22 protein-coding genes are annotated in these 25,289 nt (G+C 65.8%); 6 read left to right on the top strand and 16 right to left on the bottom strand.

Annotation, left to right across the window (positions count from 1 at the left end; genetic code table 11):
- Positions 1-30 precede the first annotated feature (30 nt).
- On the top strand, positions 31-552 hold the full coding sequence (locus JOF56_RS33535; RefSeq protein ID WP_209643454.1) for an ATP-binding protein: 522 nt from the start codon (positions 31-33) through the stop codon (positions 550-552).
- Here JOF56_RS33535 and JOF56_RS33530 read toward each other — a convergent pair.
- From JOF56_RS33530 to JOF56_RS33475, 12 genes are read right to left on the bottom strand one after another with little or no spacing between them, the layout of a single operon-like run.
- The gene (locus tag JOF56_RS33530) at positions 542-871 is read right to left on the bottom strand and encodes an avidin-fold protein (RefSeq protein ID WP_209643453.1); all 330 of its coding nucleotides are present in this window, start codon (positions 869-871) and stop codon (positions 542-544) included. The two genes, JOF56_RS33535 and JOF56_RS33530, sit on opposite strands and share 11 nt — an antisense overlap.
- Positions 858-2,096, bottom strand: a complete 1,239-nt coding sequence (locus tag JOF56_RS33525) for a glutamate synthase-related protein (RefSeq protein ID WP_209643452.1) — start codon at positions 2,094-2,096, stop codon at positions 858-860. Before JOF56_RS33525 ends, JOF56_RS33530 begins: the two co-directional genes overlap by 14 nt.
- Positions 2,093-3,076 carry an asparagine synthetase A gene (locus tag JOF56_RS33520; protein ID WP_209643451.1) on the bottom strand — a complete coding sequence of 328 codons (984 nt, stop codon included), beginning with the start codon at positions 3,074-3,076 and terminating at the stop codon, positions 2,093-2,095. Before JOF56_RS33520 ends, JOF56_RS33525 begins: the two co-directional genes overlap by 4 nt.
- Positions 3,073-4,350 (bottom strand): methylaspartate mutase, encoded by a 1,278-nt coding sequence (locus JOF56_RS33515; RefSeq protein ID WP_209643450.1) that lies wholly within the window; start codon positions 4,348-4,350, stop codon positions 3,073-3,075. The genes JOF56_RS33520 and JOF56_RS33515 overlap by 4 nt, the downstream gene beginning before the upstream one ends.
- Entirely contained in the window at positions 4,347-4,811 is a 465-nt protein-coding gene (locus JOF56_RS33510; protein WP_209643449.1) for a cobalamin B12-binding domain-containing protein, read from the bottom strand. The genes JOF56_RS33515 and JOF56_RS33510 overlap by 4 nt, the downstream gene beginning before the upstream one ends.
- Entirely contained in the window at positions 4,808-6,073 is a 1,266-nt protein-coding gene (locus JOF56_RS33505; RefSeq protein WP_209643448.1) for an ATP-grasp domain-containing protein, read from the bottom strand. Before JOF56_RS33505 ends, JOF56_RS33510 begins: the two co-directional genes overlap by 4 nt.
- The gene (locus JOF56_RS33500) at positions 6,070-7,818 is read right to left on the bottom strand and encodes an ABC transporter substrate-binding protein (protein ID WP_209643447.1); all 1,749 of its coding nucleotides are present in this window, start codon (positions 7,816-7,818) and stop codon (positions 6,070-6,072) included. The genes JOF56_RS33505 and JOF56_RS33500 overlap by 4 nt, the downstream gene beginning before the upstream one ends.
- Positions 7,819-7,827: 9 nt before the next feature.
- Positions 7,828-9,081 (bottom strand): MFS transporter, encoded by a 1,254-nt coding sequence (locus tag JOF56_RS33495; RefSeq protein ID WP_209643446.1) that lies wholly within the window; start codon positions 9,079-9,081, stop codon positions 7,828-7,830.
- Positions 9,082-9,088: 7 nt separating this feature from the next.
- Positions 9,089-10,690, bottom strand: a complete 1,602-nt coding sequence (locus JOF56_RS33490) for a class I tRNA ligase family protein (protein ID WP_209643445.1) — start codon at positions 10,688-10,690, stop codon at positions 9,089-9,091.
- Positions 10,687-11,052, bottom strand: coding sequence for a cupin domain-containing protein (locus JOF56_RS33485; RefSeq protein WP_209643444.1), 366 nt, complete (start codon positions 11,050-11,052; stop codon positions 10,687-10,689). The genes JOF56_RS33490 and JOF56_RS33485 overlap by 4 nt, the downstream gene beginning before the upstream one ends.
- Before the next feature lie 15 nt (positions 11,053-11,067).
- Complete coding sequence (locus JOF56_RS33480) at positions 11,068-12,366, bottom strand: SidA/IucD/PvdA family monooxygenase (RefSeq protein WP_209643443.1); 1,299 nt, start codon at positions 12,364-12,366, stop codon at positions 11,068-11,070.
- Between the two features lie 51 nt (positions 12,367-12,417).
- Entirely contained in the window at positions 12,418-13,680 is a 1,263-nt protein-coding gene (locus tag JOF56_RS33475) for an ATP-grasp domain-containing protein (protein ID WP_209643442.1), read from the bottom strand.
- Between the two features lie 179 nt (positions 13,681-13,859).
- On the opposite strand from JOF56_RS33475, the gene JOF56_RS33470 reads away from it, so the two are divergent.
- Positions 13,860-15,200 carry a PepSY-associated TM helix domain-containing protein gene (locus JOF56_RS33470; RefSeq protein ID WP_209643441.1) on the top strand — a complete coding sequence of 447 codons (1,341 nt, stop codon included), beginning with the start codon at positions 13,860-13,862 and terminating at the stop codon, positions 15,198-15,200.
- Positions 15,201-15,425: 225 nt separating this feature from the next.
- Here the strand turns inward: JOF56_RS33470 and JOF56_RS33465 are convergent, their stop codons facing one another.
- Complete coding sequence (locus JOF56_RS33465) at positions 15,426-16,622, bottom strand: HNH endonuclease signature motif containing protein (protein ID WP_209643440.1); 1,197 nt, start codon at positions 16,620-16,622, stop codon at positions 15,426-15,428.
- A gap of 246 nt (positions 16,623-16,868) precedes the next feature.
- A complete protein-coding gene (locus tag JOF56_RS33460) occupies positions 16,869-17,762 on the bottom strand; it encodes an AraC family transcriptional regulator (RefSeq protein ID WP_209643439.1) in 894 nt (297 codons plus the stop codon).
- A gap of 83 nt (positions 17,763-17,845) precedes the next feature.
- Between JOF56_RS33460 and JOF56_RS33455 the strand changes: the two genes are divergently transcribed.
- Positions 17,846-18,706: an NADP-dependent oxidoreductase gene (locus tag JOF56_RS33455; RefSeq protein WP_209643438.1), complete on the top strand. Its 861-nt coding sequence runs from the start codon at positions 17,846-17,848 to the stop codon at positions 18,704-18,706.
- Positions 18,699-19,685, top strand: coding sequence for a sensor histidine kinase family protein (locus JOF56_RS33450; RefSeq protein WP_209643437.1), 987 nt, complete (start codon positions 18,699-18,701; stop codon positions 19,683-19,685). The genes JOF56_RS33455 and JOF56_RS33450 overlap by 8 nt, the downstream gene beginning before the upstream one ends.
- A 3-nt stretch (positions 19,686-19,688) precedes the next feature.
- On the opposite strand, the gene JOF56_RS33445 is transcribed toward JOF56_RS33450, so the two are convergent.
- On the bottom strand, positions 19,689-21,245 hold the full coding sequence (locus JOF56_RS33445; protein WP_209648638.1) for an amidase: 1,557 nt from the start codon (positions 21,243-21,245) through the stop codon (positions 19,689-19,691).
- A gap of 221 nt (positions 21,246-21,466) precedes the next feature.
- Here JOF56_RS33445 and JOF56_RS33440 point away from each other — a divergent pair, with 221 nt between their 5' ends.
- Complete coding sequence (locus JOF56_RS33440) at positions 21,467-22,483, top strand: lysyl oxidase family protein (RefSeq protein ID WP_245378494.1); 1,017 nt, start codon at positions 21,467-21,469, stop codon at positions 22,481-22,483.
- Here JOF56_RS33440 and JOF56_RS33435 read toward each other — a convergent pair.
- Entirely contained in the window at positions 22,477-23,238 is a 762-nt protein-coding gene (locus JOF56_RS33435) for a hypothetical protein (RefSeq protein WP_209643436.1), read from the bottom strand. The two genes, JOF56_RS33440 and JOF56_RS33435, sit on opposite strands and share 7 nt — an antisense overlap.
- 142 nt (positions 23,239-23,380) lie before the next feature.
- On the opposite strand from JOF56_RS33435, the gene JOF56_RS33430 reads away from it, so the two are divergent.
- The gene (locus JOF56_RS33430) at positions 23,381-25,288 is read left to right on the top strand and encodes a vWA domain-containing protein (RefSeq protein ID WP_209643435.1); all 1,908 of its coding nucleotides are present in this window, start codon (positions 23,381-23,383) and stop codon (positions 25,286-25,288) included.
- The last annotated feature ends 1 nt before the right edge of the window (position 25,289 follow it).

The raw sequence follows: 25,289 nt of genomic DNA, 5'->3' as shown, positions 1-25,289 counted from the left end.
CGTTTGACCGAAATGTGTCCGGGGTATGCCATGGGCAGCAACCAGACCGTCGAGCTCCCGCAGGGGGTGCAAGAGCTGATGTCGCAGACGCACAACGGTTCCCGCGTTTCTCGCCTGTGGGCGTTGCCGTTGCCCATGACAGCCGGGGATGCCGACCTCGACCGGCCGCACCTGCATTTCAAGGTGCCCGCGACCGCGGCTCAGCTGACGATTCTGCGGCCCTGTGTTCGCACATGGACCAAAGACATAGGCATGAGCCGCGACATGGCCGGCGACGTCGTGCTTGCCGTGGACGAAGCGTTGGCCAACGCGGTCGAACACGCCTATGCCGAAACGACTTCAGGCGCGGTTGTGCTGTTCGCCGCGTGCGACCGGTATTCCGGCAGCGCGCGGGTGATCATCTCGGACTCCGGCCGATGGCGTCCGCCACCGGCCGATCCAGGCACCCGCGGCCGTGGCCTGCCGATCATGCGGCAGCTGAGCAGTGCGTTCAGCCTGCGTCACGACGAGGCAGGGACGACTGTCGTACTTGAGTGGCCCGTCAGTCCCTGACCTCGACGATGCTTGAGGTGCCGCGTTCGGCGTGGGCGCCGTAGCGTTCCCACACCTCGTTGAGCTGGATGCGGCCGTCGGGCAGGAACTCCGGCGTGTTCACACTGTGGCCGGAGATGACGGCGCCGTTGTGCAGCACCATCGTGTAGGCCATGTCGATCGTGCCGTCGGGGCCGCACTTGCCGGTCAGTGAGCCCAGCCGCACCGAACCGCCGGTGAGCTCGGCCCAGATGATGTCGTCCTTCTGGTTGTAGAGGGTGACGGGCGCGTCCGGGTCGGACGAGACCTTGCGGAACCGCCTGCCGTCATAGTTGATCATCTTCGCGCTCCGGGGAGTTCGGGAACCAGAGATCGTCGGGGGACAGTGAAGCCAGGTCGTACTTGCCGAGCGCACTCAGCAGCAGTTGCAGCTCGAGCTCCATGCACTGCGCCAGCCGGACCAGGCCGGCTGTCGGGTCCTCGCTGACCGCGAGCAACGCGGCCCGGCCGAGACCTACCGCCGAGGCACCGAGCGCCAGGCATTTCAGGGCCCGGCTGCCTTCCCACATCCGGCCGGACACGAGCAGGCCGGCGTCGTGTTTGCCGATCCGCCGCAGGCACTCGGCCAAGGGCAGCCCCACGTTGTCCAGGAACACCGAAGGCGCCCAGCCGGTCCCGCCCTCGGCACCGTCCACAGTGACCGCGTCGGCCCCGGCGGACCAGGCGACCTCGGCCGCGTGCCGCACGTCCCGGCCGGGGTGCAGCTTCACCCAGACCCTGGCCCGCGGATAGTTGTTGCGCATCAGGTGGACCTGCTGGCGCAGGATCTCCTCGGTGAAGGTCCCCGGGCTGCTCGACCGCAGCACCATCGAACCGCCGAACGCGGCGTCGATCGCGTACTGGTCGGCGACGGCCGAAGCAGCCTCCTGGGACAACACGGTCATCCCGCCGAGACCAGGTTTGGCTCCCTGTCCTACTTTCAGCTCGAAGGCCAACCGTCCACTTTCGAGCAACCGGGTGGCGTACGGGTCGCTGTAGACGAGGTTCCACACCTCCGCGTCGGCGTCCTCGGTGCTCTGCTGGACAACGACACCGCCGAACCCGTCCGGCACCGAGGACGCGTACGCCTTGATCCTGTCGATCAGGCCGCCAGAAGGCTCCAGCCGGCCGTAGCCGTGCATCGGGACGACGTTCTCGCCGATGACCATCGGGATGCCGAGCTGACCGGCCTGCGAACTCAGTGCGACACCCAGACCGTCGGCGATCTGCGTCGAGCCGAAGGCGCACACGAACAACGGCAGCCGGGACGAGAACCCGCCGACGTCACCGGAAAGCACGACATCGCTGTACACCGGCTCCCGGCCGAGATCGAACATCTTCTCCAGCCGTTGCGGGACAAAGACCGGCGGCACGACACGGGCCTCGTCCAGATCGTCCGCCAACGCCGCCGCGGCAGCCCCGAAGAGGCTCTGGCCGTAGCCCTCGACCGGCGGGAACACGGCCGAGGTACCCAGCCGGGCACGCGCCCGGACCTGGGCCTCGGGAAAACCGGGAGCGGTGATCATGGCGAGGCGATCCCGGGCAGCTTGGGGTACGCACTGGCCTGCCACACCGCGTCCAGCCCGGCGATGTACCTGGTCACGCGCTCGAGCCCGAGGCCGAAACCGGCGCTGGCCGGCAGGCCGTCCCGGGCGATGTCGAGATACCAGGCGTACTTGGCCGGGTTCTCCCCCGTCTCCCGCATGCGCTCGATCAGCCGCCGGTACTCGTGGGTCCGTTCGCCGCCGCTGCACATCTCGCCGAAGCCACCGGGCGCGATCATGTCGAAGTTGCGGAGCACACCAGGCTCGGTGTCCGACTCGCCGTCGGTGAAGCCCCGGGAACCCTTGGGGTAGTCCACGATGAAGAACGGCGTGTCGGTCTGCTCGGAGAGCAGCTTCTCCCCCTCCCAGTTGATCTCCGCGTCGATACTCTGCTCCTGGGACAAAGACCGGACCTTCGCCACCGCCTCGGTGTGCGTCATCCGGCCGAAGTCCTTGCGCAGCATGGCTTCGAACGACTCCGGGTCGCGGCCGAGCGCGGTGAGGTCCGCTTTGGACTCCCGCAGGACGCGCGAGACGATGTGCCGCATCAGCCCTTGCAGCAAGTCGAGCACGTCGTCGCGTTTGGCGTCCCTGACCTCGACGTCGATCTGGGTGAACTCGGCCAGGTGACGGCCGGTCTGCGCGGTCTCCAGCGGTTCGAGCCGGACGTTCGGGGCGACGTAGAAGATCTTGTCGAAGGCGAGCAGCGACGCCTGCTTGTACAGGATCACGCTCGTCATCATCTTGTATTTGTGCCCGTAGTAGTCCACGTCCACCTGTTTGGCGCCCCGGCAGCCCGGGTCGGTCACGGGCCCGATGAGCGGCGGCGTCAGCTCCTGGAACCCGTTCGTGCCAAGGTGTTCGCGCGTCGCGATGGTGATCTGGTTCTGGATGCGCAACGCCGCCTGCGTCACCGGCGACAGCAGGTGTTCCCGCGTGCTCGGTGGTAGCACCGATGTCATGTCAAGCTCCCCTGTTCGAGATGCAAAGAACCTCGGTCGAACTTCTGCTCGACGAACCGCAAGGCGGTCAGCAGATCGGCGGACGTCATCCGCTCGGCCGACGGCGGCGACACAAGATCACCGATGGGCATCGCACCGACCCGGGACCATTCCAGGCGTCCGTCCACGTCCAGGAATCCCCGCGTGCGCCCGGCGTTGTCCGGATGCAGGCAGAACGGCACATCAAGGTGGCCATGGGCGAATGCGGTGACCAGCGCGCGGCCCAGGTCGTCGTCGAGCGACAGGACATTGTCGATCAACGCCCGTGCCTGCGCGTAGATCCCGGTGTCCTCGACCTCGGTCAAGGGCAACACATCCCGCGCTGCCCGCGCCGCGTGTTCCAGCGCAGTCACGTTCTCCTCGACGGCCGGTATCCGGTGCGCCTCGGCCGTGGTCTTCACGATCAACCGGCTCGCGCCCGTCCGGGCCGCCAGCCGTGCTGATTCGGCGAGCAAGTCCAACGCGCCACTCGGAGTACGCGGATACACGCCCATGTACGTGTAGATCACCACGTGCGTCCGGGCATCCGGGATGTACTGGTCGACCAGGTCCTGCAGGGCGGAGACGGCTTCCTCGTCCTGACCGGCGTGCGTCTGTTGCGCGTAGCTGAGCGAAATACACCTGATGCCGTTCTGCCGGAAGAACATTCCCTCCAGCACGCTCAGCGCCACGAGCAGCGCGGGTGGGCAGAGCTGGCCCATCATGCAGCCGGCGAACGTCTCCAGGTGGGCGTCCGGCCCCGAGGCGGCGAGTATCTCGCAACACTGCCGCCAGTTGTCCACGGCCGTTGCCAGCGGCATCCGGCTGTACGGCAGGCAGTACGACACTGGGCCGCCCTCGGTGGCGTGCAGCCCACAGGCCAGCAAGGTCTGCACAATCCGCCGGGGATCGGCCGAACCGTGCCGGACCTGCACCGGAAAACCCGGCCGCAGCACACCGGACAGCATCGCCAAGGTCGTCGCCGGGTCGAGATCGACGATCGGGTAGCCGTTCAGCAATGCCCCAGAGGCCAAGGCAGTCCGTACCGACGAGTGGTCACCGACCCTCGTGTAGCTGTCGAGCGTGACCGTGCCGACAGTCGCGGCTTTGGCCGAGCGGGTCGCGAGCAGGCCTTGTCGCATGTGGACTGGATCGGCGAACCCCATCCGCGGCTGGACGACCAGCTCGCCACGAGCCCGGTACCCGGCGACCACCTCGCCGAAGGATGGTGACCGCAGTGGTGCGAGAAAACTCATCGGACGCCAATCGGCGCGGCTGCCCGGACCGCGAGCGCGTGTACGAAACAACGAAAGGGAGACAGCCCGCCGTCGTCCTCGAAGACGGCGTTGAAACCGGCTGTGAGCAGGCGGCCGGCGCTGCTGCCGGCCACCACGTCCAGCTTGCCGCCGATCACGAAAGGGGTGGCCGCCAGGGCGGGGCTGGCCCTGACGGCCTCGATCAACCGCAGCCCGTCCTGGCACCCGTGCCCGTTCAGGCTGCTGATGACGACCAGGTCCGGCCGCCGGGCCAGGCACTCCCGCACGATCGTCTCGTCCGGGACGCACCCGCCGAGGTTGGTCACCCGGCAGCCGAGCTCCTCCAGCAGCAGTTGCAGGTACACCAGATTCCAGGTGTGCGCGTCGGAGGACAAACCGGTGACGATCACGTCGAGTGTCCAGTCCTCGATCTGGTCGCCACCGACGACTTCGATGCTCATGAGGTCGTGGCCGCCAGCTCGGCCGGCACGACGTCGACCTGGATCCTGGCCACGGCGGCCTCGGCCAGCCGCAACGCGTCGGCCGGGCTGTCGCCGGTGACCATCAGATCGCCGACCCGGTCCCATGAGCTGCGCAGTCCCTGGAAGTTGTCCCCTTTGGCGATGCTGACGTCGCACATGAACACGCCTTCGGAGTTCGCGGCCTCCTCGACACCACGGACGTCTTCGACCACGCCTTGCGGGATCGACAGGAACCGCACCGCAGCACCGCCCTTGGCCTCACATGGCAGATCCTTCGGCGGCAGGCCCTGCAGTACCAGGTAATAGCTGAGTTCCAGCTCGACCGGGTAAGCACGCTGGATCAGCTCGATGATGCCGTCCCCAGCGAACCGGCCCGCGCACTCGACCACATACGGCACGCCGTCGGCGACGATCCATTCGCAGTGCACGATCCCGTCCCGGAAACCGGCCGCGTCGATCACCCGTCTGGTCTGCTCGCCGAGCAGTTCGGTCAGCTCACCCGGAATGTCGGCGGGCACGATGTGAGCCAGCTCCACCGGGCGCGAGCCGGGGAACAGCTGCTTGCCCGTGACGTTGAAGAACAGCGGTTCACCTTGGCGGACAAGCATTTCCACGCTGTACTCGTGGCCGTCGACGAACTGTTCGGCCAGCATGCGCAGTTCCATCGCCCGGTCCGGCACGAACACGCCTTCGTCCTGCGCCACGCAGTTGGCCCAGGCCTGCTCGACCTCGTCCAGGCCCCGGATCACCTGGGTACCGACCGAGGCCTGCCGGTTGGCGGGCTTGAGCACGATCGGGCCGGGGTGCGCCAGCATGAACGCGACCACGTCAGCCGGGCTCCTGACCTGGACCGACTCCGGGTTCGCGATTCCCGCCGCCCGCGTGACCTGCCGTAACAGCTGCTTGTCACGCAGGATCATCGCGGCGCCATACCCGGCGCCGGGCAGGCCCCAGCGCTCGGCAAGCCGCGCTGCGAAGGGTGTCGCGTACTCGGTCAGGGGGATGATCGCGGCCGGGTCGAGATCCCGGTGCGTGTGGAAGAACTCGTCTGCCTTGCCCGGCAGGTGGAACTCCCATTCGATGAGGTCACAGCCGGGCTTGGCGTCGATTTTCGCGCGGGCCTCGCGTTTGCGCACGACGTCCGGTTCCTCGACGAAGATCACCGGCTGGCCGGGCTGGAACAGCGCGGGCGAGCCCAGTGCGGCGCCGACGTACCCGACGATCAGCAACGGCCGGGTCATGAGGTTTCCTCGACGTAGTACCAGTTCTCCGGATTGACCATGCCGTACGGGTTGATCGGCGTGAACCCGCGCAGGTTCGACGCGACCTCGAACAACCGCCACGGCGTGTTCGGCAGGAACAGCACCGGGACCTGCTCGCTGATGTACTCCTGGTACTCGTACAGCGCGTTGATGTCGTCGCTGGTGACGCTCTTGTCGATCAGTGCGTCGGCGTGGGCGTCCGGGTAGTTGCTGCAGTTGAAGGCGGCTCCACTTTGGAACAGCGCCTCGCCGGTCGGGTAGTCGTAGACCCAGCCGCCGTTCCAGGTGGAGATCTCCCACAGCTTGGGGTTGTCCGGGGTGGGCGGGCCGGGGCAGTCCTCGGCCACCAGAACCGATCCGTACACTTCGGACAGCCTCAGCTCGATTCCGGCTTTGGCCGCGTCCACCTTGAACTGTTCCATGAACCGGGTCAGCGCCGCTCTGCCCTCGACGTAACGCAGCAGGAAGCTGAGCTTCGTCCCGGCCGGAACGCCTGCTTTTCCTTCATCCACACAGACGGCCGGCATCACGCTCGTGTCCCAGCCGTTGTCGGCCAGCAGTTCGCGGGCACGGTCCACATCGAACGGCCAGAAGCTCTTGCCGTCGCGCAGTTTCGGCGACACCAGATCGCTGGCCGGCAGGACGGGCACCGGGCCGGTCTGCGCCCAGCCGTAGCCCTGGTAGATCTCCCGGGACGCGAAGTCCTGGTCGAGGCAGCTCTGCAGGGCCTGGCGGACGTACGCCTGCCGAATCAGTGTGCCGGCGATCGTCGAGTTGGTGAAGTTCATCTGCATGTACCGCACGTTGAACAGGATCTGCGGCACGAGATTGAACCTGTCACCCAACGGGTTGGGCCCGCCGACGGTCGGGTCGTTGTCCGGCTGCACGCCCAGTGCCGGTGGCAGGAACCCGACCTGGATCGCGTCACCCGACTTGAGCAGCTCGTACTCCTCCTCGTCTGAAGAGGTCGGGATCTGGCGGAACTCGTCGAGCTGGGCCGGGTTCGGGCCGCTGTAGTGCTCGTTGGGCACGAACGTGACGATGCCCTCCTCGGTGTAGCTCTTCAGGCGCCAGGGCCCGTTCACCACACTCCAAACAGGACTGCCTGCCCACTTGGTCCGGTGTGCGTTGGTTTCGGCCACCATCGGGCCGTTCTCGGCCAGCAGGTACTCGTACACCGCTTCGGCCTGCTCGGCGTCGTGGGTCGCATCCACCGGGCCGTCGGCGGTCCGGTCCCAGGCCTTGGGCATCGGGATGATCATCGTCAACTGGTTCATCACGACCCAGTTCTTGGCGTACACCCGGTCGAACGTGAAGCTGACCCGGTCCTCGGCGACCTTCTCGTAGGACACCAGGTTGTCCGGGAAGTACCCCTCGGTGTACGCGCCGAACCTGGGTCCCTTGCGGGACAGCATGTTCATCCAGAACATCACGTTGTCCGCGCACACTGTCTCGCCGTTGGACCACTTCCACGGCTTGATCCGGACGGTGACCGTGCGGCCGTCGTCGTCCCACTCGGGTTCGTCGGCCAGGCTCAGCGAGTAGTCGATCTCCGGCTTGCCGTCCCGGCCCATCCAGAACAGCGGACGGTACATCAGGAACTGGAACTCGTAGCGGTTGCGGGTGCCGAACCGTTCGGCCGGCGTGAAGGGAAAGATCACCGCGGGCGGGAAGCCTGGCGCGCAGGCCCAGGTGGCCACGCCGCCCGGCAACTTCTGCTCCATCGAACTCTCCTAGGCAGCGGTGGCTTCGAGGATCTCGGCCGGTTTACGCTCGGGCGAGGCCAAGGGCTTGACGAGGCTGATGTAGGTCCCGATCGCGATGGCGCCCTGGAGAATCGCGCAGCCCCAGAACGCATACGGGACAGTCGTGGCGTCGGCGAGCGCGGACAGGCCCACAGTCGCGCCGATCCCCAGCGCCAGACCAAGCGCTTGCGCGCTGCCGAAGATGCGGCCGGTCTTCTCCTCGGGACTTGCCCGCATGAGCAGTGTCCGGGCAGCGATCCGGCCCTGCGCGAAACAGAAGCCGGCGAACGGGATGCACACCATCAGCACGATGTAGTGCGTCGGTTGCAGGGCGAACATCACCAGGTTGCCCAGCATGCCGAGCACCGCGAGGTTCAGGCCTTTGATCCGTTTGCTGACCCAGCCGTAGGACGCCGCGCCGATCAGGAATCCCGCGCCCGCGAGCGCGTCGACCACACCGATCAGCCAGGCGCCCTGGTTGAAGGTGTGCAACACCAACGCCGTCAAGATCACGTTGGCGACCATCAACCCGATATTGCCGTTGCTGTACAACAGGACCAGTCGCTTGATCGGCTGGCTCACCGGCGCGGGCCTGTCCACCTCGACGGCCTCGGTCTCCGTCTCGGCCGCCACAGCCGCGACGGGTTGCTTGGGCTTGCGGCCGATGGCGTAGGTCAGGATCGCCGAGGCGACGAACGTCAGCGAGTTGAACACGAACAACGGCGTCGGCCCGAACCAGATCACCAGGAACCCGGCCAGCGCGGACGCGGCCAGCATGCCGGTGTTGGTGGCCATCTCGAAGTACGCGTTGAACTTGCCCAGCCGTTCGTCCAGGACGCGTTCCTTGACCAGGGCGTTGCTGGCCGGCATGAACAACGCCGTGGTCGCCGCCAGCAGGAAGTTGGCGATGTACGACCCGATGTCGGTCGGGCCGCCGATCCACAGCCAGACCGGCAGGGCGAACGCGCTCACCGCACTGATCAGGTCGGCTGTCACGCACAGCATCCGTCGGTCGACCCGGTCGGCGAGCTTGCCGAACATCACCGCGAGCGCGACCTGCGGGATGGACACCGCGATGAACAGCCAGCCCACCGACAGTGTCGTCTTCTCGGCGGTGAACACCAGGATGGCGGCCGCGGTGATCTGGAAGGCGTTGCCCGCGGTGGTGATGAATCCCGCGGGCACCAGCAGCCGTTCGGCGATCTTGGACCGCCGGACCGCCTCGGCGGAAGAGTTGGACATGGTTTCCTCAGCGGGAGTCGGTGGATGGCATGCTCAGGTCCAGGACCGGCACGGGGAACGCCTCGGTGGTGCTGACCTCGAAATCGCCGGGAGTCAGCCGCACCTCGGTGCCTGCCCGCGCGGCCAGGTCGATCAGGATCGGCGCCGAGCAGCTGATCAACGCGCGAAGCTGCAGGAACACCTCGCCGAGCCGGGCGCTCAACGTCTCCCGGTCCAGGTTCTGCGTCCGGACCCGTTCGGCGTGCTGGCGAAGCCGGTCGGTGTACTGGACGATCAGGTCCGCGGCCCGGCTGAGGCTGAAGGTCTCCAGCTCGTAGCACGGGGTGAACCGGGCGATCATCGCCGCGATACGCGAAGGCGTCTGCGGCGACACCGGCAACGGCTGGCTGTCGCCGACTTCGGCGGTCAGTTTGGCCAGGGTCGCGGCGAGCTCGTTCCACGGCCCGATCAGCCGCTCCCCTGCCACCTTCGTCAGCGTCGCGCGGCTGAAGTTGGTCCGGGCGTGCTCGGGCGCGGACAGGCACATGTAGAACCGGACGATGTCCCGGGGCACCTCGGCCACCAGGTCACGTGCCCACACGACATGTCCCTTGCTGGTGGAGAACTTCTCACTCTCCAGCTCGTAGAACTCGTTGACCAGCAAGGTGTCGGTCAACGCGTACCGGCCTTCGTGCGCCATCAGCTCGGCGACGTGCACCAAGCCCCAGACGTACAACGGGTCGAAACCCATGAACACCACCGGCCGGGCGGCATTCTCCGCGCGCCAGGCCGTGTCGTTCTCCGGGGAGCCGGCACCGGTGTTACGCTGGGCCCAGGCCGTGCAGTAGATCGACGCCGGCATGCCCTCCACCCACGCGTTGAGCGTCTGGCCGGGCGTCTCCGGGAACGGCGAGGGCAGGCCCCACGAGACCGGGTACGTGATCGGGTAGTCCGGCAGCGGCTTGGCCAGGACCTCCTTCATCAAGGCCAGCGCGTGCGGCCGCCAGTTCGAGGATTTGGCCTCGTAGAAGGCGATCAGCCGCTCGCGGTACTCCTCCATCGGGAAGACCAGGATCTCGGCCTCGCGGTAGCTGATCTCCTCGCCACGGTCCAGAATGGAGTACGGCTCGATCAGGCCGTCGAAGTCGATCGGATGGCCACACCCCTCGCAGAAGCCACCACGGCTGTCAGCCAGGCACGTCGGGCAGTCGCCGCCGATGAATCCCTCGACGAGAAACTGCTGCGACCGTTCGCCGTAGGGCAGCCGGACCTTCCGGAGCTTGAACTTCCCCTTGTCGTACAACCTGGTCACGTAGTCGTACACAGTGGACCGGTAGCCGTCGTCGGTCGGAGAGAAACCGTCGAGCTCGATTCCCATCGCCGCGAAGGTCTCCGGGATCAGCGCGGACGACTCGGCGACAAGCTCGGGCGGAGTCGTGCCCAGCCGGGCCGCGGCCGTGACGACATAGGTCTGGCTGTCATCCGTACAGGAGGCGAACACCGCCTCCCGGCCGACCGCACGCAGGTAGCGCACATGCACGTCAGCACCGACGTAAGGGCCGGCGACGTGGCCGACATGCAGGTCCCCGTTCGAGGTCGGCGGCCCACAGATTACCAGCGTCGCAGTCACGCTTGCTCCTCGTGGCGGGTGAGAAACTTCGAGGACATGTCGGTGTCCCACCAGATCGCGTAGAACTCGAAGTCGGTGTCGCTTTCGTTGATCACGCGGTGCAGCTTGTGCGGTGCGTGGAACTCCAGGTCGCCCGCCTTGAACGGCTTGCGCTCGCCGTCAGTCTCGATCTCGGCGTTGCCGCTGATCGCGATGAACAGCTCGTACTCGTGGTGCTCGTGCGCACCGGTGGCGCCGTGCGCCGGGACCGTTACCCATGCGCCTTCGAATGGCGCGTTCAACGCCTGCCACGGCAACAGGCGTTGGCCGTAGGCGCCGTTCTCGAAGGGCATTTCCTCGCGCACCAACGGTCGGATCTCCATTGTGCACAGTCCTTTCTAGCGAGCTGCCGCGATGTGCGCGGGGCCGGTGTTCTCCGGATGGGCGGCGCGATGGGTGAGGATGTCCTGCAGGATGTCGTTGGAGCGGATGGCCAGGATGCTCAGCAGCGAGTCCGCGATGCCGTGGGTGGCCTCGTTCACGCCCTGCAGGTAGCAGGCGGCCGTGCTGGGCCGGTCGATCACCATCCGGTAGTCCCGGGTCACCGAGACCTCTTCCAGCCCAATGGATTCGGCGATGTCCCGCACCATCCTGGGCATCTCCTGGGAGAAGCCGGTGCCCAGCAGAACCAGGTCGGTACGCAGCTGCCGGACCGCGCCGGTGCGCCAGTCGGTCAGCTCCAGCACGATCTCGTCGCCCTCGTCCCGGGCGGACGTGATGTCGTGGGTGGTGATCATCTCCAGCCGGCCGCGGCCGTTGAGCCGGTCGAGGTACACCGACCGGTAGAGCGAGTCCATCATTCCGGGTGCCAGGCCGGAGTAGTTGGTGTGGTGCAGTTCCTTGAGCATCTGCTTGCGGGCCTCGGGCCGGGAGACGAAGAACTCGTCGACGAACGACGGATAGAACAGCTCGTTGTTGAACTTGCTCGTCTCGTAGTAGTTCAGGCCGATCGAGCGCATCACCATGGTGGGCTTGCACTCCGGCAGGTCGTTCTGCACGGCGCAGAACAGCTCGGCCGCGCTCTGCCCGCCGCCAATCACCGCCACCCGGTACGGGAAGTCCTTACGCAGCTTGGTGATCCGCTGCAGGTACTCGGTACTGTGAATCACGCGCTCCGGCGCCAGGCCCTGCACCGGCTCCGGGATTCGCGCGTCACGGCCGGCGCCGACCACCAGATAGCGACTGCGGATCGTGTCGCCGTCGGTCATCTCCGCCGACCATCCGGTGAGCGTGTCGTTCGTCCATACCGGACTGATTCGCGCACACTCCCGGCCCATCTGGACATCGACCTGCGACAGCTGTTCGGCCGTCCACTTGAGATAGCCGGCCAGCTCGATCCGGTAGGGCACGAAGCAGCCCATGTTGACGAACTGGTCGAGCCGGCCGATCGCGTGCATGTAGTTCAGGAACGAGAACTTGCTGCGCGGGTTGCGCAGTGTGACCAGGTCCTTGAGGAACGAGACCTGCGAGAGCGCCTCCGGCAGCAGCATTCCCTTCTGCCAGGAGACTTCCTGGTCCCGCTCGATGACGAGCGAATCGCGCGCCAGGCCGGGGGCCAGTTCCTCCAGTGCCACCGCGAGAGCGAGATTGGACGGTCCTGCGCCGACTGCCAGCAACTCGACTTCACGATTCGCCATAGTTCGCACCACCATTTTGTCTGTGTGAGTTCCCGAAATCTGATCCGCTGGTCAAACGCTGGGCGCCGGGACCGGCACTGAGGGCAGCAGCGGGTGAGAGGTCAGCCGGACCTCGGCCAGCGCCTGATCCAGCCGGACCGCGCAGTCGTCCGGATCGGTGCCCGTGCAGATCACATAGGCGTGCCGGGAGATGAACTCCGCCGGCGGCAGTTTCATCTTCGCTCCGGGTTCGACCAGCGCGACGGCTCGCAGCACCCCGTTGCCCGGCCGGGCCTCCGGCAGCGACACGGATTCCACGATGCAGTTGCGCCGTGGATAGGCGAACCGCACACCGACACACCCGTCCGGCAGGCGATCCGGAATCTCCGGGCGTACCCCCAGAGCGGCCTCGACGACCACGGCACCCGGGTCGATCCCGGTCGCGAGCAGGCCGAGCAGCGGGATCAGATCCCCGCCGAACCGGCCGTTGATCTCCACGATCACCGGGCCCTGCTCGGTCAGTTTCACCTCGGTGTGCGTGACCCCGTTACGGAAGTCGATGGCGTTGTGCGCCATGGCCAGGGTGCCCAGCAGGTGCCGGTCGGTGAGCAGCTCGTCGGCCGTGTCGACGATGTGCCCGAGCTCCTCGAAGTACGGATACATCCCGACTTTCTTGCGGGCGACGAACAGCGGGATGTACTCACCGTCCACAATGGCGCCGTCGATGCTGATCTCGGGCCCGGACAGGTACTCCTCGATCAACGCGCCGCCTCGGTAGGCCGCTGCGCCGTGCAGGCTGGCCTCGTCGGCGACCCGGAACGCGTCCCGTACCGCGACTTCGTCCTCGGCCAGTGACACGCCGATGCTCGCACCACCCGCACGCGGCTTGACCACGACCGGGTAGCCGATTCGCTGTGCGGCCATGACCGCGTCCGACTCGGTGCGCACGAACTCGAACATCGGCTGCGCCACACCGACCGCCGTCAGCGCCTCGCGGCTGCGCGGCTTGTCCCGGCAGCCCTCGATGGCGTTGATTCCGGCGCCCGGCAGACCGAGCTCGTCGGCGACGTGCGCCGTGGTGACGATCAACGCCTCGTCCCAGGACAACACCCCGTGCACCGGCATGGTCGCGGCGAGCTCACGGGCGGCCGCGATCACGGCGTCCCGGTCGTGCAGATCCATCACCGTGCCGCCGACAACGTGCTGTTGCTGCCAGGTGAGCTCGGAGGAGTTGAACAGCCACAGCGGATGCCGGGCCGCGGCCGACGACAACAGGTACTCCCGGTAAGGACGCATCCCGCATCCGATCACCAGGACAACGCCGTCAGAGGTCATCGAAATCCCTCTCCCCTTGGTTTTTCCCGGGGCAACTACAACGCGCGACCGGATTGACCGGAAGCCTTGATTCGCGCAGAACAATCAACGCGATCTGTCACTCTCGGTAACCGGGAACTTTTCCGTTCCGGGGCACGACCACTGACTCGACGCCCTGCGACCCCCTGAGGACTCCCCCGATGACCAACCTCGCTGAGCCGGCCACCGAGGCGCCGGACAAACCGACCCGGCGCGGCTCGTTACGGCCGCTGCTCCTGCGGATGCACTTCTACCTGGGCGTATTCGTCGGCCCGTTCCTGTTCGTCGCGGCACTGACCGGTCTGCTCTACATCTTCACGCCGCAGCTCGAACGCGTCATCTACGCCGACGAACTGACTGTCCCGATAGGCGAGACGAAACAGCCCCTCGCGGACCAGATCGCCGCAGCTCAGCGAGCCCTACCGGACGCCACACTGGTACGGATCCGGCCCGGAGCCACCGACGACGCCAGCACCCAGGTGATCTTCAGCAGGCCAGACCTGGCATCCAGCCACTGGCTCACCGCCTATGTGGACCCATACACGTCGTCAGTCCGCGGCACCCTGGAGACCTACGGCTCAAGCCAGGCCGGTCCACTCAGGACCTGGCTGGACGAACTGCACCGAAGCCTGCACCTAGGCGACATCGGCCGGTTGTACAGTGAACTGGCGGCCAGCTGGCTCTGGATAGTCGTACTGGGCGGCCTGATCCTCTGGTGGGGAAGGCGCCGCGGCAAAAAACAGGCAACCGGCCGACGCCGTCTCCTGGGCTGGCACGCCACAACCGGAACCTGGGTCGCCGCAGTCCTGATCTTCCTCTCCGCCACCGGCCTGACCTGGTCCCAGTACGGCGGAGAAACAGTCGCCGACCTCCGCGAGGCACTCTCCTGGGAAACCCCCACCCTCCCCTCCACCGCATCCGAACACTCAGGCCACAGCTCCGGATCCAGTGGCAGCGGCTCCAGCGTCGGAGCAGACCAGGTCCTCAACGTAGCCCGCTCAGCAGGCCTCGACGGCCCAATAGAGCTGACAGTCCCCTCAGCCCCAGGCAAAGCCTATGTGGTCAAACAGATCCAGAACGCCTGGCCCTCCAAACAGGACTCAATGTCCATAGACCCAGACACAGGCCAAATCCTGGCAACCCTGAAGTTCGACGACTACCCCCTGGCAGCCAAACTGACAAGATGGGGCATCGACGCCCACATGGGAATACTGTTCGGCCTGCCCAACCAAATAGTCCTGGCCCTGGTCTGCCTCTCTCTGATGGCCATGATCATCTGGGGCTACCGAATGTGGTGGCACCGAAGGCCAACAAGAACGGAATCAGGCTTCGGCAGACCATTCCCCCGAGGAGCCTGGCGCACAGTCCCCCGCCCACTCCTAGCAGGCCTCATAACGGCAGGAGCCCTACTAGCCTGGTACCTCCCAGTCCTAGGCGTCTCCCTAGCAGGATTCCTCCTCATAGACCTCCTATTAGGACGTCGAGCCCAGGCCAAAGCATAGAGAGAACCCCAAGGCCGGCTCAGGCACACCGCCCGAGCCGGTCTCAACACAAGGCAACCAGCGCTGGTACCGCAACGTTCGGCTGGAAGCCGAACCCCAACGTAACCAACGGCGCTAACGTGCCCAGCAATGACCCCCTTAAAACCACAACCGCAACACTACGTTGACCGGGAACACGCAGCAAGCAAGAACAAGCACCCGGCCACCGACGTACTTGGGCGATGGTCAGAAGGGTGCGGGTTCGTAGAGTTCGGGTGTGGTGGTGTGGACGCGGTTGGCGGGTGTGCGGAACACCAGCGTGCCCGGCAAAGGCTGGGTCATGCCCCAATCACTACGCTCACGCATCAGATTGTGCTTACGGCACAAGGCGTTGGTATTGTCCACTGAGGTCACACCGCCATCGGCATAGCGCACGGTGTGGTCGATCTCCGAGCGATCCGCTGTCCTGCCGCAACCAGGCTGCCGACAGGTCCGATCCCGCAACCGAATGTGCCGCGCCAAAGCGGCCGAGGCATACCGCCGCCGGCTGACCTCCAACACCTGGCCGTGCTCGTCGGTGATGACGCGCCGCCACATCGCATCCTGCGCGAGCTCGCTGGCATACTCAGCCGTGATCGGCCCATAACCGCTGATCTCACCCGGAAGCCGGGTCAACCCCAGCAACGTCGACATCGGCACGGTCACGTTCAAGTTCACCCGCACCCGCTCGTTGTTCTTACCCAGCACCAAGTCGAGAAAAACATCAGCCCGGCACTGAGCCAAGGTCCTGTCCGGTGTTTTGACCTTGTTGGCCAACATGTTGATCTGGTCATAAGCAGCCTGCGCTTCATGCGGCTCCAACGTGATGGCCAGCTGGCCCATGCCGTCGGACAGATCCCGGCCAGTCACATCACGGTCGGCCTTCGCGGTACGACGCAAACGCTCCGCAGCAGAAGGATCGACAGCGATCACGTGGTAACGCACACTGTGCCGGAACCGGCTCGGATTAGCACGTTTACCGAAAGCCAGAACCTTCGACTCCACCCGCCGAGCCTGCTCCTCGGTCAATACTGAGGTGAGGTCATTCATCGCTTTGGCACGCACATAATCGATCTCACCCGCCTCCAACGCATCAGTGGTCGCAGGCAACCGAGTAACGAGATCCCGGGCTCGGGAGATATGGACGGCCGCGGTGTGCGGGTTCATGGCCAGCTCGAGGGCCACTTCCTCGGGAGCACCGTCGGCGAGGTCGGTTCCAGCACGCTCAGGTTCACGCAATTCGGCGAACCGGGCCAGGAGCCGGGCTTTACGTGCGTCGCAGAAAGCCCGCGCCTTGTCAATGTCGATCAGGCTGTCGAGGACCTGGTTGGCGTTCATGGAATTGATCGGAATGTTTACCGGCGGGTTGATGTCCCGGAGGGCAAACAGCGTATTCTCGCCCATATGTTCACCATACCGGAACAACCCGACAATGACGTCACTCTATTGGGTGTTCTTGTTGGAGCTTGCTGCCTGTTCACGGTCATAGCGGTGTTCCGGTAGTGGTTTTGAAGGGGGCATTGCTGGGCACGTCAGCGCTGTTGGTTACGTTGGAGTTCGACTTCCAGCCAAAGTTACGAAACCAGCGCTGGTTGCCTTGTGTTGGTTACGTTCCAGCGCTTAGCGTCGTGGGAGGGGGAAGAGATTTTTCTAGTCCTCCAGGCTGCTTCCCTGTTTGCTTTTCTTGTTAAGTTCTTCTTCTTTTCGGTATTGGCCTGGGGATTGGGCGAATTGTCGTTTGAATGCTGCGGCGAAGGCGAATTCTGAGGTGTAGGCTACTTTTGTGGCTATTGTTCGGAGGGGGGCGTCTGTGGTTTGTAGGAGTTGGGCGGCTATGGTCATTCGCCACCAGGTCAGGTAGGTCAGTGGGGGTTGGCCTACTTTGCGGGCGAAACGGCTGGCGAAGGGGGCTCTGGACAAGCCTGCCCGACTGGCCAGGGTGGCTACCGTCCAGGGTTCTTCCGGGTTTTTGTGGATTGCGTTGAGGGCTTCGGTCACCGCTTTGTCTTGTAGGGCCGATGCCCATCTTGTTGTCTGTGGGTCTTCGTCGAACCAGGTGCGCAGGATGTAGAGCAGGAGTGTTTCGAGCAGGGCTGGGATGAGGGCGTCTGTGCCCAGGCGGGGGTTTTCCAGTTCTGCGCTGAGTAGGTCGACGGCTGTGCGGACTTCGTGGCCCAGACGGGCCGGCAGGTGGATTACTTCCGGCAGGGTCAGCAGGAGTGGGTGCGCCCTGGCCGGATCCAGTTGGTAGGCGCCACAAAGGGTCACTGTCTGTTGCCCGTCGCTGGTAGAGGGCGAGGAAAATGGGCTGTCGGCCAGTGTGTGGCCTTGGCCGTGTGACAGGAAAACCACGTCGCCTGTGTTCAGCTGCAATGGTTCGGCGCCGGCGCGGATGAGCCAGCATGAGCCGTGCAGGATCACCTGGAAACCGGCGGCGCCTGGCACGGGCGCGAACCACTGGGCCCATGGTGCGCTCCGCACCATCTTGGCCGAGCGGGGCTCGCCGGTGCGCATGACTGCCAGCACGTCGCTCAGTACGTCCATTGTCTCTCCCCGGAGACGATCTCGTATGAAATCGGGACTCACGCACATGGTTCGTCTCCAAGAGCGAGCATAGGGTCATTTCCATGAAAGCTGCACGTATCCACCGGCACGGCGACCCGTCGGTGATCCAGATCGACGATGTCCCCATACCTGTGCCGGGGCCGGGTGAGGTGTTGGTCAAGGTCGCCGCGACCTCGTTCAACCCCACGGAAATCGCTGTGCGCAGAGGGATTCTCGGACCGATGGATCTGCCGTACACCCTGGGCTGGGATGTTGCCGGGACGGCCAATGGCGAACCGGTTTTCGGGTGGCTCGACGGCGGCGCGGCCGCGGATTACGTTGTCGCTCCCCGATCCCGTTTGGTGTCACCGCCGAGCAGCATCCCGCTCGTCACTGCCGCCGCGATTCCGTTGGCGGGCCTTACCGCGTGGCAGGCGGTCATACCGAATGTCGCCAAGGGGCAACGTGTCTTCATCAACGGCGCCGGCGGCGGGATCGGCGGGTTCGCCGTTCAACTGGCCAAATACGTTGGCGCTCATGTCATCGCCACCGCCAGCCCACGCAGTCATGAGACCATCCGTCGTTACGGCGCCGACGAGATCGTCGACTACACAACGGGTGCCAGGCTGGACGATCCGGTCGACGTGATGATCCACCTGGTGGGCACGCCACCCCCGTGGATCCCGCCTGTGGGCACCATAATCTCGGCGGCCGCACCGGTTGCGGCTCCGCCGGGTGTGCCCTCGTCGCACATGGTGACGCAGTACGACACCGGCCAGTTGACCTCGCTGGCGCAGTTGATCGACGCCGGAGAACTGGTGGTCGACGCGGTTACGCACCCGTTGGACGACATCGCTGAAGTGCACCGCAGGGGCGAGGCGGGCGACATCCGAGGCAAGATCACGATAACGGCGGCAGGCGATACGCTACGCCTTCGTGGCTGACCGAATCGGCAAGATGACTGCCCTTGTAACAGCTTTGTTCGCGTTACCCCTGCTCGGGGTGGCGGCCTACCTGGTGGTGCTGCTTCGCGACGAGGCGATACGGCCTGATCTGTCGCCGGGCAGATCTACCTCGCTGTGCGTCAGCAACAATATTGCCGCGACGCCCCAGCTCGCCGATACCCCAGGGGATGGCCTGCAGCCTCAGAATCGCAGCACACTCGGCTCTGTCTGTGTCGACAAGGACAAAGCATTCACCGAGCCGAAGCGGACGACCAGTCTTGTGCTGCGCGACTTGGACTACCCGGACTGGTATCTGTACGCCAGTGCCTGGGTCGATACCAGTTCGGTGATCCCGGATGTCTCGATCTGGCCGTTCACCGACCCTGACACGATCGGCTACTTTCACCAGCAGCGAGATTTCAGTGTTCATTCCGCCAAGGTGCCCGGTCAGCACCTCAGGGAGATCAACCCGGACTTGTACCGGGCGATCGCCGACGTGCAGCGGACGCTCAACCAGCGGATCCTGCTGATCGCAGGAGCCGCGATGGTGCTGATCGCCCTGGTGGCCATCGGCGTGAGGACGGCACTCAGGCGTGCCGTCCGGCCGCTTCCCGTGCCTGTCCCGGCGATGGGCGTCGGGAGCATCACCCAGCGACTTGACGATGTCACCAGCGATCTGGTCATGCTCGCCCGGGTCGCCCCGCCGTCATCGGAGAGCTTCGATCTGGCTGCCTTGGCACACCAGGAAACCGCTCACCGCTACCCGCCGAACCTTGCCTACGTGGTGGACCTCGGTGACGATCCGGTGCCGGTGCAGGGCAGTCGCGAGCTGATCGGCCGGGTGCTGGCCGATCTGCTGGACAACGCCGAAAGCCAGGCGAATTCCACTGTCACGTTACGGCTCAGGGCAACACCGCAGTTCGCAGTCCTCGAAGCGATCGTGGACGATGGGGGCACCGCAAGCCGGCGCCCCCACTGATGATCAGCCGATTGTCGGCAGGAACTTCGGCAGCTGCCGTGCCTTGGTGCCCTGCTCGAAGGCGTATGCCAGGGCCAGCAGGTCGGGTTCGCTGAACTTGGCGCCCATGAAGGACATTCCCAACGGCAATGCGCCGTCGAACGCCATCGGGACCGTCACGTTGGCGTACCCGGCAACAGCGGCCGGACCTGAAGAACCCACGAACAGGCCGCCGTCACCGACACCGAGCCGGGTCTTCCAGGCTGCGTTGTTGGTCGGCGAGACGATGGCGTCCAGGCGGTGGTTGCGCAGGGTCTCGTCCAGGCCTCGCTGGCCGGCGCTGGTGGCGGCGGCGCGGAGAGCCTTGTAGGCCGGGTCGTTGAGGTCGCCGTTGGTGGCCTGTGAACGGACCCAGAGCTCGTGGGCGAAGTACTTCATCTCCACCGCGGCGTTGTCCTCGTTGAACTTGATCAGCCCGGCGAGGTCGGCCGGGTGGGTGCCGCCGGTCGAGGCCAGGTAGGCGTTCAGGTAGTGCTTGAACTCCGTGCGGATGGCCGGGAACTCGTTGGCGTCGATGATGTCGATGTACGGAATGGACACGTCGACCGGTGTCGCGCCCAGTCTGCGCAGTTCCTGCACGGCCTTGTCGAACTTCGCGATGGTCTCCGGCGTGACGCCGTAGGTGTCTCGCCACACGCCGATGCGCTTGCCCCGCAAAGATTGTGGCTTGAGGAACTTGGTGTAGTCGCGCAGTGCGTGACTCGCGGCGTCCACTGTGGCGGGGTCACGACGGTCTGGCCCGTTGAGTGCCGCGAGCAGAATCGCGGCGTCCACGACGTTGCGCGCCATCGGTCCGACGGTGTCCTGTTTGGCCGTGATCGGCACCACCCCGCTCTGGCTGACCAGACCGAGACTCGGCTTCACACCGACGATTCCGTTCTGCCCCGACGGGCACACGATCGACCCGTCGGTCTCCGTGCCGACAGCGACCGTCGCCAGGTGAGCCGAAACCGCGACACCGGAACCGCTCGACGAACCGCAAGGGTTACGGTCCAGCACGTACGGGTTGTTGGTCTGCCCACCAACAGAAGTCCACCCACTGGAACCGTTGAACGACCGGTAACCTGCCCACTGGGACATGTTCGCCTTGCCGAGGATCACCGCGCCGGCATCGCGCAGACGGCTCACCGCATGGGCGTCACGCGTCGGGCGGCTCTTGGCCAGTGCGAACGAACCCGCAGTGGTCGCCTGCCGGTCAGCTGTGTCGATGTTGTCCTTGACCAGCACCGGGATGCCGTCCATCGCACCCTTGGTGCGGTGGCGTTGCCTGCGCAGATCGCTCTCGAAGGCCAGGCGCAGCGCGTCCGGGTTGGTGGTGATCACCGCGTTGAGTTTCGGGTTCAACGCCCGGATGCGGTGCAGGTAGAACAACGTCAGCTGGACCGAGGAGAGCCGGCCGCGGTCCATCGCGCGCTGCAGGTCCGGGATCGTGGCCTTCTCCAGATCGATCCCGGCGACAGTGGGAGACGATCCGGGCACAGCCGGTGCCGAGGCGGCCGTGATGGCCGGCCCGACGAGCATTATCGCTATGAATAAGGACAAGGCGGCAAGACGACCGCGCACGGCTACCTCCTGTGGACGGTGGAACCGGAGTCCTGCGGACGCTATCCACGCCCGCCGTTGACCGGAACAAGCACTCAACTCGAACAATCAACCCATCGGGGACTAATTGTCACCCGGCCGGGTACATCTTGTGTCCATGTCGGACCTGCCAGTACCCAAGATCACTAGGGTGTGGCCACATGGGCAGGACGTGGGTCGCGGGTGCGTTGGCTGTGCTGGCTGTGTTGGCCGGGATGGTGGTGATCCCGCCGGCGACCGCAGGTGAGCCGCTGCTGCTGCCCGATCTGTGGCAGGCGCCGCCGGGCTGCTTCGGCGGATACCTCGGCGACCCGAGCGAGTGCCGCGACTGGGACGTCTGCATGGTCGCCGACGCGAGCGCCCCGAACGGCGAGTGCATCCGCTCCGGGAACATCGGCGCCGTCCGGCTGCGTTTCACCACCGCGGAGGACAACATCGGCGACGGCCCGCTGCTGTTGTTCGGCCACCGCGATCCCGGTGAGTCCACAATGCACGTCCGCCAGGGATTCCAGGCCGGACGCCACGGACCGATCCCGGACTCGTACGCCGAAGCCCGCCAGCAGACGCAGAACTCGATGTACTACGAGCCCGCACCGATGCACCAGCACTGGCACCTGATGGGCTTCGAACGCATGCAGCTGCGCACCCCGCGCGGCGGAACCGTGGTCACAGACCGGAAGAACGGTTTCTGCCTGGGCGACCGATACCGGGTCGGCGACGCACACACGTTGCCCAATGCGGTGCGGGACAACAACAGTCCCGAGCATCGCCTGTCGATGTACCTGCGCGACAACATGTGCGCCCAGAAGGACCCGTCGGTCACCGAGGTGAAGGTCGGCATCTCGGTCGGCAGCGGTGACGACTACCTGTACGACGTCGACTTCCAGTGGCTCGACATCACCCGGGTGCCATCGGGCACGTACGACCTGGTCAACACGGTCAACTCGAACCGGACACTGCACGAGACCAACTACGACAACAACTCCTCCTCGATGGCGATCTCGATCCAGTGGCCAGGCCGTGCCACGCACCCGCCTGCCGTGATCACGGCACCACCGGTGGTGTCGTTGCTGCGCAGCTGCCCCGGCCAGGAACAGTGCGCGAATCGCGAGAAGCTACGCCCCCGTGTCTCCAGCGACCAGATCCAGCACCCGCAGCGGCACAAACGGCATCACTGAAAGGTGCCACGCCGCCACCACGGCCGGAAGGCGGCGCGGAACCATTGGTATCCGGCCAGCAGCCCGACAGCGATCTCCAGCGGATCGGTCTCGATGAGAATCTCGCCACCTTGAAAGGTGACGAGCACCAGCAGCATCGAACTGATACCGGCAAGTATCGCTGTCACCCGTCCGCGCATCCACAACGCGATCATGCACACGGTCGCGGCGGTGTAAGCCTGCAGAGCGATCATCGCCATGGTGGCGACCCACAGCTTCATGACCGTCAGCCGGAGCTCCGCCTTGGGTTGCGCCGGCAGTTCCCCGGTATCCGGAGCGTCTTCGGACAGCAGTCTGCGTCGCCGGTCGCGGTCGATGGCGGCCAGAAGTCCGCTGAACGACGCCACGCAGACCAGGAACACCAGGAAAACGACCAGCCGCCCCCCGGTCAGGTTGAAACCCTGGTCGAGCCTGGCCTGGAAACCGCCCAGGATCAACGCCACGAACAGCATGAAAGCCGCACCCGGCCACCAGACGACCGTGTGCACGCCCGCCAGGCCCGCCCGGGCTGTCCACACCACGATCAACACCACAGCCAGCACGAACGGCGTACCGACCTGCCAGTTCCGCAGCGTGATCGGTACCGCGGTCAGGGCGAAGCACGGCCAGAACACCGCATGCAGCACCCACTGGGCCCGGATCCGGTCGATGATCTCGGGTATCCAGGTGTCGGCCAGTTTGGCCGGTAACCAGTCCGGCATGACGCCCCCGCTCACTGCACACAGACTCCTCACCCCGCATCAAACCAGCCCCGGCAAGCTGAATTGTCGTTACTCCCGCAGAGTGAATCCGGCCCAACCCGCCACAACGATCTTGCGGGCCGCCTAGGTTCGATGCCGGGGAGGTGACCGGTCGACGATGAGCGGGCCGAGTCCGGCGCAAGAGGACGACCCGGCACGGCAGGACCACAAGGTGCCATGGAAGGTCGCCTGGCTGCTGTCTGCCGCGTGCACAGTCGGGACGATCGTGGTCATCCAGCCGCCGGCCGGGTTCTGGCCGTGGGCGATCTTCCTGGCGAGTGTCGCCGGGCTGACGTTCCTGGCCAGCCACGGATCCAGCGCGTTCTGGAAATGGATCATGGGGATCCCGCCGACGACCATCGCCCTGATGGTCAAGACCGCTGTCGTGACGCTGACAGTGGTCGCGATGCTCGTCGGGATCGCCCTGGCGGCCGGCCGGCCGATGATCAACTTTGTCAACAAGATGTTCCTCGGCTGTCCGCATCCGGCCGAGGTCCGGGTGATGACCACGCCCGAGCTGCTGACGATCTACCGGGGCCTGGCCGACGAGTTCGAACGCGTGGCGGCCGAGAAGAACCTGGACTGCCGCCCGGCCGAACTGCATGTCTACGCCCCGTCCCCGCGCAAGGCACGCGAGGGCCTGGCGGCCGGCTGGAGCCCGGAATACCTGTCTGATCACGGCCCGCGCCCGGACATCTGGCTGCCGGACGCCAAAGTGCACGTCGACGAGTTGCGCCATCGCCGCGAGGTCTCCGGATTCGGCCCGGACATGCAGGTCATCGACTCCATCGCGACCACCCCGATTGTCCTGGGCATGCCGGCCAGTGCCGGGATCAAGCAGGACGATCCCGAGTGGCAGGGCCGGCGCTGGGCGACACTGGTGCGCAACCTGCGCGCCAAGGGCCTTGGTCTGATCCGGCCGGCGCCCGAGGTGTCCACAGTGGGCGATTTCGGCACGGTCGCGATCTACACCAGCGAGAACAGCGGCGTCGGGCTGGCCGAGAACCCAGCGCCCGCACGGGATTTCGAGCACTGGGTGGACGCCACCTCCGCCGCGGGCCGGTTCCCGGTCGGCGGGACCGGTCCTGAACTGATGCGCAGGCAACGAGAACTCGGCAAGGACGCCCGGCCGATGGTCATGTCCGAGCAGGAGCTGGTGGAGTTCAACGAGGCGGTACGCGGCCGCAACGGCCGGGGCTGCGACGCCGAGAACGGCCCGGAGGGCTGCCTGCTGGCGTTCTACCCGATCGACACCCACCGGCTCGATCTGCCGTTCGCCCAGCTGACCTGGCCGGACAGCGCGCAGAGCGAGGAGCAGAAGAAGGCGGCCGCTGAGTTCGGGGCGTGGCTGACCAGCACCGAGGGCCGCAGTGCCTTGATCAGTGGTCGGTTGCGGCCGCCGGCCATGACAGTGCGGCTGCCGCTGACCAAGGCCAACGGGGTGGTGCCCGGCGCCCCGCAAACCTATGTCACCATGGCCAACCCACCGCCCGCTGTGCGCGATTCAATGCTGGCGATCCGGGACAAGGCCAAACAGACCGGCAAGGTCCTGATCTCGGTGGACGCATCGGGATCGATGCGGGAGCGAGTCGGCCGCGACACCAGGTTCGCGCTCACCACAGCCGCCGTGCACGCTGCCTATGACCAGCTCGCTCAGCGCGCCGAGGTATCGCTCAACGTGTTCTCCGCGACCTTGGGGATCGTCCCGGTCACCCGCGACTCCCTGGCCGCGGTCAGCCCCGCGGGCAACACACCGCAGTACCGGGCGATCCTGAAAGGCATGCAGACCGTCGGCCGGGATGGTGTTCTCGTCGTGGTCACCGACGGCGCGGACAACGTCAATGACGTTGCACCACAACAGTTACTGGAACAGGCCGGGGTACGCGTCCTGGTGCTGGCGTTCGGTGAGGCCAGTTGCGCGACGCAGGCGTTGACCGACGTGACGACCAAAACCGGCGGCGGTTGCCGGCAGGCAGGCATCAGCTCGTTGACCGCCGACCTGGCCGAACTGCTGCGAGGGGTGTGAG

The organism is Kibdelosporangium banguiense (assembly GCF_017876405.1).
GTDB lineage: Bacteria > Actinomycetota > Actinomycetes > Mycobacteriales > Pseudonocardiaceae > Kibdelosporangium > Kibdelosporangium banguiense.
This window is presented reverse-complemented; position numbering and strand designations above follow the sequence as displayed.

Coding starts and splice junctions, on each gene's coding strand:
- JOF56_RS33535 (WP_209643454.1), top strand. CDS start 31: ATGGGCAGCAACCAGACCGTCGAGCTCCCGCAGGGGGTGCAAGAGCTG.
- JOF56_RS33530 (WP_209643453.1), bottom strand. CDS start 871: ATGATCAACTATGACGGCAGGCGGTTCCGCAAGGTCTCGTCCGACCCG.
- JOF56_RS33525 (WP_209643452.1), bottom strand. CDS start 2,096: ATGATCACCGCTCCCGGTTTTCCCGAGGCCCAGGTCCGGGCGCGTGCC.
- JOF56_RS33520 (WP_209643451.1), bottom strand. CDS start 3,076: ATGACATCGGTGCTACCACCGAGCACGCGGGAACACCTGCTGTCGCCG.
- JOF56_RS33515 (WP_209643450.1), bottom strand. CDS start 4,350: ATGAGTTTTCTCGCACCACTGCGGTCACCATCCTTCGGCGAGGTGGTC.
- JOF56_RS33510 (WP_209643449.1), bottom strand. CDS start 4,811: ATGAGCATCGAAGTCGTCGGTGGCGACCAGATCGAGGACTGGACACTC.
- JOF56_RS33505 (WP_209643448.1), bottom strand. CDS start 6,073: ATGACCCGGCCGTTGCTGATCGTCGGGTACGTCGGCGCCGCACTGGGC.
- JOF56_RS33500 (WP_209643447.1), bottom strand. CDS start 7,818: ATGGAGCAGAAGTTGCCGGGCGGCGTGGCCACCTGGGCCTGCGCGCCA.
- JOF56_RS33495 (WP_209643446.1), bottom strand. CDS start 9,081: ATGTCCAACTCTTCCGCCGAGGCGGTCCGGCGGTCCAAGATCGCCGAA.
- JOF56_RS33485 (WP_209643444.1), bottom strand. CDS start 11,052: ATGGAGATCCGACCGTTGGTGCGCGAGGAAATGCCCTTCGAGAACGGC.
- JOF56_RS33480 (WP_209643443.1), bottom strand. CDS start 12,366: ATGGCGAATCGTGAAGTCGAGTTGCTGGCAGTCGGCGCAGGACCGTCC.
- JOF56_RS33475 (WP_209643442.1), bottom strand. CDS start 13,680: ATGACCTCTGACGGCGTTGTCCTGGTGATCGGATGCGGGATGCGTCCT.
- JOF56_RS33470 (WP_209643441.1), top strand. CDS start 13,860: ATGACCAACCTCGCTGAGCCGGCCACCGAGGCGCCGGACAAACCGACC.
- JOF56_RS33465 (WP_209643440.1), bottom strand. CDS start 16,622: ATGGGCGAGAATACGCTGTTTGCCCTCCGGGACATCAACCCGCCGGTA.
- JOF56_RS33460 (WP_209643439.1), bottom strand. CDS start 17,762: ATGGACGTACTGAGCGACGTGCTGGCAGTCATGCGCACCGGCGAGCCC.
- JOF56_RS33455 (WP_209643438.1), top strand. CDS start 17,846: ATGAAAGCTGCACGTATCCACCGGCACGGCGACCCGTCGGTGATCCAG.
- JOF56_RS33445 (WP_209648638.1), bottom strand. CDS start 21,245: ATGCTCGTCGGGCCGGCCATCACGGCCGCCTCGGCACCGGCTGTGCCC.
- JOF56_RS33440 (WP_245378494.1), top strand. CDS start 21,467: ATGGGCAGGACGTGGGTCGCGGGTGCGTTGGCTGTGCTGGCTGTGTTG.
- JOF56_RS33430 (WP_209643435.1), top strand. CDS start 23,381: ATGAGCGGGCCGAGTCCGGCGCAAGAGGACGACCCGGCACGGCAGGAC.